The organism is Nostoc sp., from assembly GCF_036918245.1.
Lineage (GTDB): Bacteria > Cyanobacteriota > Cyanobacteriia > Cyanobacteriales > Nostocaceae > Nostoc.
In genome coordinates, this window is sequence record NZ_JBALEF010000022.1 from 108610 (window position 1) to 115414 (window position 6805).

Consider the following 6805-nt stretch of genomic DNA (forward strand, 5'->3'; position numbering starts at 1 on the left):
GTAAGCGAGTGGATTTAATATCAGGTGATTATAGGGCTTTCACGTTAAGTTGACACGTATGACAGATGTGCTACCCTACTATTTAAACTTAAATTCGTCAAACTTCAATACTTCCGAATCAGGCTTGCGAGTATCAAAACGATAACTACTTATCGTACCCGTCCCCGTATCAAAGATACTGAAAACTGTAATATCGTTACTCGCAATATAAGGCATCGGCTTTCCATCTTCACCCAGCAAGGGGGCAATTGTTGGTACTATCGGTTCTAACCCATTGGGATCGCCAAGCTTAACATAATCCTCTTGATACCCAATTGGTACTTCTCGCTTTCTATCACCCCAAGCAGCACCGTAAGTATTACCCACATTAGATGTTTCCAGAAAGTGCATTCCACTGGGACTAACAAAGCGGTTCCACAAATGGGAATGCCCATAGAATACCAATTGCACATTAGCTGCTTCAAGTATTGGGACAACATCGCGGATAATATAATCTGCGTCTTTGGGATACTCGTAACGCACTGCTTTGATATTGCCGCTATCCCGTTCAATTATCTGTACTGGCTCTGTATAAGCAGGAACTATATTATCACCCAAAGTATGGGGTGGGTGATGGAACATCACAACTTTGTATTTTGCTTGTTGAAACTCAGGGCTGTTAAGTTCCGACTCTAGCCAATTATATTGCTTGCTGCCTTTAGCAATTGGCTCATAAATCACCTGTCCATAACCCCAATTTTCAGGATTATTTAAATCCTTTTCAGCTTCTAGATATCTACCCTTATGCTTTCCATTTAAGCTAGGAGTCCGCCACATATTCGTAGCGTACAGTACCACCAAATGCACATCACCAAAACTAACTGCATAATACCTTTTTCCACCCTCTTTACTTTTTGGTAAAGAGAAAATCTCTTCGTAGGTATTAGTATTAAAAGAATTATCGATTAAAGATTTATCTGGGTAGATTTTTTGAGCAACGACACGGGGAATTGTATCATCAAATTCATCATTTAAACTTTCCGTCCTGGCAAAGCGCCCCATCACCTCATGATTGCCAATGCAACTAAACATGGGTGCATGTTGAATTATTTGTCCACCAGTGTAGGTTGTCTTTACACCATCGTGCGTCATTTCATATTTAGCACGACCTTGTAAACCAGGAAACAAGGCACCACCAACATTATCATCAAACCATTCTGAGGCGCGATCGCTAACGTTGACCAAATCACCGGCAAACCACACACCATCAACCCGTCCCACTGTTTCTACCACCTTTTGCAGATTTGCTGCTGTCATCGGCTTTAATTGATGATCTGAGGTAAGTAAAATTTTCAGTGGTGTATCTGATTTGGGAGTAGCTGCAAGGCTAAAAACATCACTGTCAACACTCTCACCGTCTTCTTGCACACTCGTGACACGATAGTTAACCCGCACACCAGGAGTTAACCCAGTTACCTCAGCCTCATGTCGCCAAATGTGTCGCTGGACAGGTTTTTGATAAACTTGTCCGTCTGCGGTTTGGTTTGCAACTCTTGATTGTTGGTCTTCACGTGTGCGACTGAGTTTGGTAGTATTTGCCCTAGCAGTTTGTTTGAGATTTTCGCCGTAGGTTACTGTGTGATTAACACCAGCAAATTCAGTAAACCAAACTACTCGTACTGAAGTTGCAGTTGGCAATTGCAAAAAGGGGTCGGTGAGTAGTTGGGGTGCTGATGTCATAATTGTTTGCCCAAATGAACGCACACCTACCAGAGTAAAGCATATAACAAGCACAAGCATAGCTACTGAGGAAATTTTTCGGCTGCGTAAGCGTCTGAGCATGAGCAACATACCAAATTTTAGGGTATTCACCGACTGAACGCATTTTATTATAAGAAATATGCCGAAAACCCTTGAGGAATAGCAACTTATACCAATTCAAAAAATGTTTACGACAGATAAGCCCACCCGCGCTGACGCGCACCCTCCCCTTAGCAACTAGGGTGTATACATAAGTCAGAAATAGTTGACTCACCTGGTTTTTCGTGTCAGTTTTACCCCACCCTAACCCTCCCCTTGGAAAGGGGAGGGAACAAGATTTCTTATTTCCCCCCTTTATAAGGGGGGATTAAGGGGGGTAATTTGACTTGTATATACACCGTAGCTCCAAAGCATCGAGGAGGATTGGTGAGGGGTACGATCGCGGACATGATATAACTTACGGTCTTTTTATAGTCCTCTCGGTTGACTTATGACTCTTGACTCCTGCCCAAACGGTAAGTGGCTGTCCGACTTGCTTATACAGTAGGCTCTCCAGAATTACACCATTATTGTTAGCGGTAAGAGTTTTATTTGGTTGATGCAGAGACTCATAAAAGCCGTTATACCAGCCTTCTTTAGACTGAAGGTTGCCTTGAACGAAATCAAATAACTTGCGGGTATAAGCAGTGTTATAAAGTACATGCCAGCCGATCGCAGCTTTGGCACTGAGGAATCGCAAATTGTTGTGCTGTTCTCTGGTATCTGCGATGGTTGCCCAAGGTTCTCCGTTAACAAATAGGCTACTGTAAACAAAGTATGGCGGGCGATCTAAATTATCTTCGGTGACGGCGGTTAATTGTTTTGTCGCTTCATAACGCGCTGCTTGGGCAGCTAAAATCCGATCGGCATAAGCTTTAGGCAAAGCTTGAAACCCAGTTTCGATACCATCCAAGATATAGGGTTCGCTAAGAACGTAGTTATTGGCTCCAGAGTTTTTATAGTCCCGTTTGTCGTAAGGAATTCCCTGTCCGTAAAGATCGACAAAGGCAGTATGGGACTGATAATCTAAGGCTTTGTTAACATTTAAGCCCCAAAGCTTCAAACCATAAGCAGCATAATTCTCATAGCCTAAGCGACCCTCTTGATTGTACTGTTCTTTGCCTTTGATAACGGCAGTACCATACATTTGGCCATTTGTGGTCAGACGCTTGACTTGCCAGTGTTTCCAAACTGCTGCTGTTTGCGATCGCATTTCTGGATACTTTGCCTCGACAATCTTCAACCAGATTGCCATTCTTCCTAAATCAATGGCTGACCATCCAATTTCTTCCCGTTTTTCTAGTTGACCATAATTAACAGGTAAGAGAGTTTTCGCATTGTAAACTTTGTTGGGTAGTTCTCCTTTATACAAAGGCATTGATGCTAATGTATTCAACATTTTGCTCATTTTGGCTGCAAATTCAGCCGCAGGCACGATGTTGAGTTCTCTAGCACTGACTAAGGCTGCGATCGCTGCTGTCTGATCCCACATACTTATCGAGGCAAAGCCATCAACGGAATTAATCAAGCCAGTTTCATCGTTCCAGTTGCGCTGGAAGTATGACCAAGCCTGACGGGCCGTTGTCATTTCTTCTGGGGTCAGTTTTCCAACTCCAGGAGCAACGTATGGAATTATGGCTACTGTTAATTGGTTCTTAGGAATGGGTTGACCTGGCAAAACTACAGATTTAGCATCAAGGCTGGCAACTATTTCAGCTTCTTTTGCACTAGAGACAGGGGGTTGGGTTTTCTGTGGTTGGGAAGCAGTTGGGGATGTTAATATTTCAGGTTTTTTTATAGAAGTCTGGGAAAGTTGCTTAGACCAACCATTTAAAATTGCGATCGCGATCGCAGCGGTAACGACTCCTCCTACAGAAGCTAGTATGGACAAGCTCTTAGGTGGTGGTTGAAAATCAGAACTCATACTGATTAAAGCCTTATTTTGTAAGTCAGGGTTATTTGCGTAGTTTCACCAAATACATTCTTCCCAACTTTGAAATCTAACTAACACCTATAAGTCCACCTGACTACTACAATAAAATAGTCACGCACCCGATCTCTGGAGTTCTAGCAGTGGGCTTATTTGATGATTTGAGTCGGTTTCTGGAAAACCGTTTAGAAGAATTCTTGCGTAACAATCCACATTTGGAGTTAGAGGCGCTGCTAGAACAGCTGCGTGAGCAAGAAGAAGACACATTAAAGCTGATCGCAGATTTAAAATTACAAGAGAAGCGATCGCAAGAAGAAATTCTCTCCACCGCTCAAGAAATTCAGCGTTGGCATATCCGCATTCAAAAAGCCAAAAACGCCAACAGAGAGGATTTGGCAGCGGCAGCAGGTGAGCGAGAAGCAGCCCTGTTGCGCGAAGGAAATCAGCGCTGGGGACACATGCAAGGGCTGAAAGAACGCATTAACCAATCTCAAGAACTATTGCAAAAAATTCAGCAACGGCGACAGGAGGTACAAGCTAAAGCCGCCGAAGCACAGACAGACCGTGCTAAAGCGCAAACCCAGCAGCGTTTTGAAACTACTGGCTGGTCGAATCAAACTAGCAATTTTTCTAGTGGTTTTGATGACTTAGAAGAGAAGTTCCGTAGCTGGGAAACTCAGGATGAGTTAGAACAAATGAAGCGGAATATGCAGAAGTAGCGCATATTGGCTAAAATACGCCAAAATAACAAATGAGTTCGCCGAATTAACAAATGCGAACGCCGAATTAACAAATGCGAACGCCAAAGTAACAAATGCGAACGCCGAATTAACAAATGAGTTCGCCGAAATAACAAATGCGAACGCTAAAGTAACAAATGCGAACGCTAAAGTAACAAATGAGTTCGCCAAAGTAACAAATGCGAACGCTAAAGTAACAAATGCGTACGCTAAAGTAACAAATGCGAACGCCGAAGTAACAAATGCGAACGCCAGAAATAGCTTACTCACTTGGTTTTTCGCGTCAGTTTTACCCCACCCTAACCCTCCCCGATGCATTGGGGAGGGAACAAGATTTCTTATTTCCCCCCTTTACAAGGGGGGATTAAGGGGGGTAATTTGACTTGTGTGTACACCGTAGCCTTTACAAGGGGAGGGAAACAGATTTTTCTTATTTCCCCCCTTTACAAGGGGGGATTAAGGGGGGTAATAATGTGATTAAAATCACAGCCAACTACTTTTCAAACAACCTCTTAAGCTGAGTGAGCACTAAAAACGAAAAATCAAAGTTTTCAGGCAAATTTTACGACAAGAATTAGGGATTTTTAGAATAGTAGGATAGGTTGATTGCTGTTGCTCATGGAAAAAAGCAACAGTTGTTGGCAAATCAGGATTACCCCGCCCCTGAATCGGTTGTAAAATTCGCACAGCGACTGACAAAGCTAATAAGCGTGTAGTATGTATATAAATTATATATCCCAAGCAATATCTAACTTTTCCCGTTATCTCCTTAATTGAGCGATCGCTTACTCTACCCCTAGCCCAAAGCCCTGTTTTCTCGTGATTCATTGTCATTAATATTGATTTATTGATAATAAATTATTGTCTCAAACCCTTACTATTTCGTTGTTTCACGACTTAACGGGAAAAGTCAGGTCACGAATGGCCGGAAGTCGGCTCTATGCGCCCGATCCCCGCGCCTTAGATGGCCGCGAAGTCGGCATCACGGACACTTGAACCCGAATTGGCCTGATGCCGGACTCCCGTTTACTCAGGAGTAACTGACGGGAAGACGGCTTCCCGTTACCGAAGCATTTTAAGCTGACAGGCAATCTCATCGCCGTCGCTCCCGCTCAAGGGAGAGATGTACCGCTTCTCCGTAGCCCTTGTCTTTGCGTAGGACTCTTGCGTCAAGAGCGAAGGTCGTCCACACGGGCTCCTCCCGTCGCTCTCTCGCTGACCGATTCAGATGGCCGACGTGCCGCCGTCGACCGACAACTCCACCCCATTCACGAAACTCGAGTCGTCTGAAGCAAGAAACAGCGCCACCGTCGCAATCTCCTCAGGGCGACCCATCTTTCCCCGCGGGATCAAAGATTCGAACTGCCGTATCGTCTCCGCGTCGAACAACTGCTCCTGAATCGGTGTTTGGATCTGTCCCGGACTCAGCACGTTTACCCGAATCCTCCTGTCCTTCAGCTCGTTCAGCCATGTGCGGGCGAATGAGCGTAGCGCAGCCTTGCTCGCGGAATACACCCCGAAAGTAGGAAAGCCCTTAACTGAAGCGATCGAGCCGGTCATGAGTATCGACCCACCATCGTTGAACAGCGGCAACGCTTTCTGCACAGCGAAAAGCGTGCCACGCGTGTTCAAACCGAAGACCGCATCGAAGTGCTCTTCCGTAATGTCGCCGAGCTTGGCGGACTCCCCCGAACCGGCGCTCGCGAACAGCACGTCGATCCTTCCCTTCTCCCGCTTGACCTGATCGAACAAGCGATCCAAGTCGTCCAGGTTGGCCGCATCTCCCTGCACGCCGGTCACGTTCCGTCCGATTAGGTCGACAGCTTCATCGACCTTTTCTTGGCGCCTTCCCGTGATGAACACATAGGCACCTTCTTCAACAAACAACTTGGCAGTGGCCAGCGCCATTCCGCTTGTTCCACCCGTAATCACCGCAACCTTGCCATCAAGCTTTCCCATAACCGTCCCTTTCGTAATCGTGGCAACATCCGTAAGCGCTAAACTGATCTTCAGATGAACCGACTCATAGGGAGTATATCGCAAGTTCGGAAACTATGAACAACACCTCGCCACAGGTAGTTGAAGCACTGCTGAGTTTACTCAAAGATGAGAGTGAGAGTGTGCGTGACTCTGCTGCTTTTGCATTGGGCAACACCTCGCCACAGGTAGTTGAAGCACTGCTGGGTTTACTCAAAGATGAGAGTCAGATTGTGCGTTACTTTGCTGCTTTTGCATTGGGCAACTTGGGCAACGCCTCGCCCCAGGTAGTTGAAGCACTGCTGGGTTTACTCAAAGATGAGAGTCAGATTGTGCGTTACTTTGCTGCTTTTGCATTGGGCAACTTGGGCAACGCCTC

General features: G+C 45.4%; 6 protein-coding genes. 2 read left to right on the top strand and 4 right to left on the bottom strand.

Going from position 1 to position 6805, the window contains the following annotated elements:
- Nucleotides 1-78: 78 nt before the first annotated feature.
- Both V7L12_RS05370 and V7L12_RS05375 read right to left on the bottom strand, forming a co-directional pair.
- Nucleotides 79-1719, bottom strand: a complete 1641-nt coding sequence (locus tag V7L12_RS05370; RefSeq protein ID WP_335082765.1) for a metallophosphoesterase family protein — start codon at nt 1717-1719, stop codon at nt 79-81.
- Between the two features lie 478 nt (nt 1720-2197).
- On the bottom strand, nt 2198-3703 hold the full coding sequence (locus V7L12_RS05375) for a DUF3131 domain-containing protein (protein WP_335082767.1): 1506 nt from the start codon (nt 3701-3703) through the stop codon (nt 2198-2200).
- A gap of 149 nt (nt 3704-3852) precedes the next feature.
- On the opposite strand from V7L12_RS05375, the gene V7L12_RS05380 reads away from it, so the two are divergent.
- On the top strand, nt 3853-4428 hold the full coding sequence (locus V7L12_RS05380) for a TIGR04376 family protein (RefSeq protein WP_335082769.1): 576 nt from the start codon (nt 3853-3855) through the stop codon (nt 4426-4428).
- A gap of 549 nt (nt 4429-4977) precedes the next feature.
- On the opposite strand, the gene V7L12_RS05385 is transcribed toward V7L12_RS05380, so the two are convergent.
- Together V7L12_RS05385 and V7L12_RS05390 are read right to left on the bottom strand one after the other, a co-directional pair.
- Nucleotides 4978-5277 (bottom strand): hypothetical protein, encoded by a 300-nt coding sequence (locus V7L12_RS05385; protein WP_335082771.1) that lies wholly within the window; start codon nt 5275-5277, stop codon nt 4978-4980.
- Between the two features lie 396 nt (nt 5278-5673).
- On the bottom strand, nt 5674-6408 hold the full coding sequence (locus V7L12_RS05390) for an SDR family NAD(P)-dependent oxidoreductase (protein WP_298911929.1): 735 nt from the start codon (nt 6406-6408) through the stop codon (nt 5674-5676).
- 95 nt (nt 6409-6503) lie between these two features.
- Between V7L12_RS05390 and V7L12_RS05395 the strand changes: the two genes are divergently transcribed.
- On the top strand, nt 6504-6805 hold a 302-nt coding region (locus V7L12_RS05395; RefSeq protein ID WP_335082773.1), incomplete at its 3' end, for a HEAT repeat domain-containing protein.

Coding starts and splice junctions, on each gene's coding strand:
- V7L12_RS05370 (WP_335082765.1), bottom strand. CDS start 1,719: ATGACATCAGCACCCCAACTACTCACCGACCCCTTTTTGCAATTGCCA.
- V7L12_RS05390 (WP_298911929.1), bottom strand. CDS start 6,408: ATGGGAAAGCTTGATGGCAAGGTTGCGGTGATTACGGGTGGAACAAGC.
- V7L12_RS05375 (WP_335082767.1), bottom strand. CDS start 3,703: ATGAGTTCTGATTTTCAACCACCACCTAAGAGCTTGTCCATACTAGCT.
- V7L12_RS05385 (WP_335082771.1), bottom strand. CDS start 5,277: ATGAATCACGAGAAAACAGGGCTTTGGGCTAGGGGTAGAGTAAGCGAT.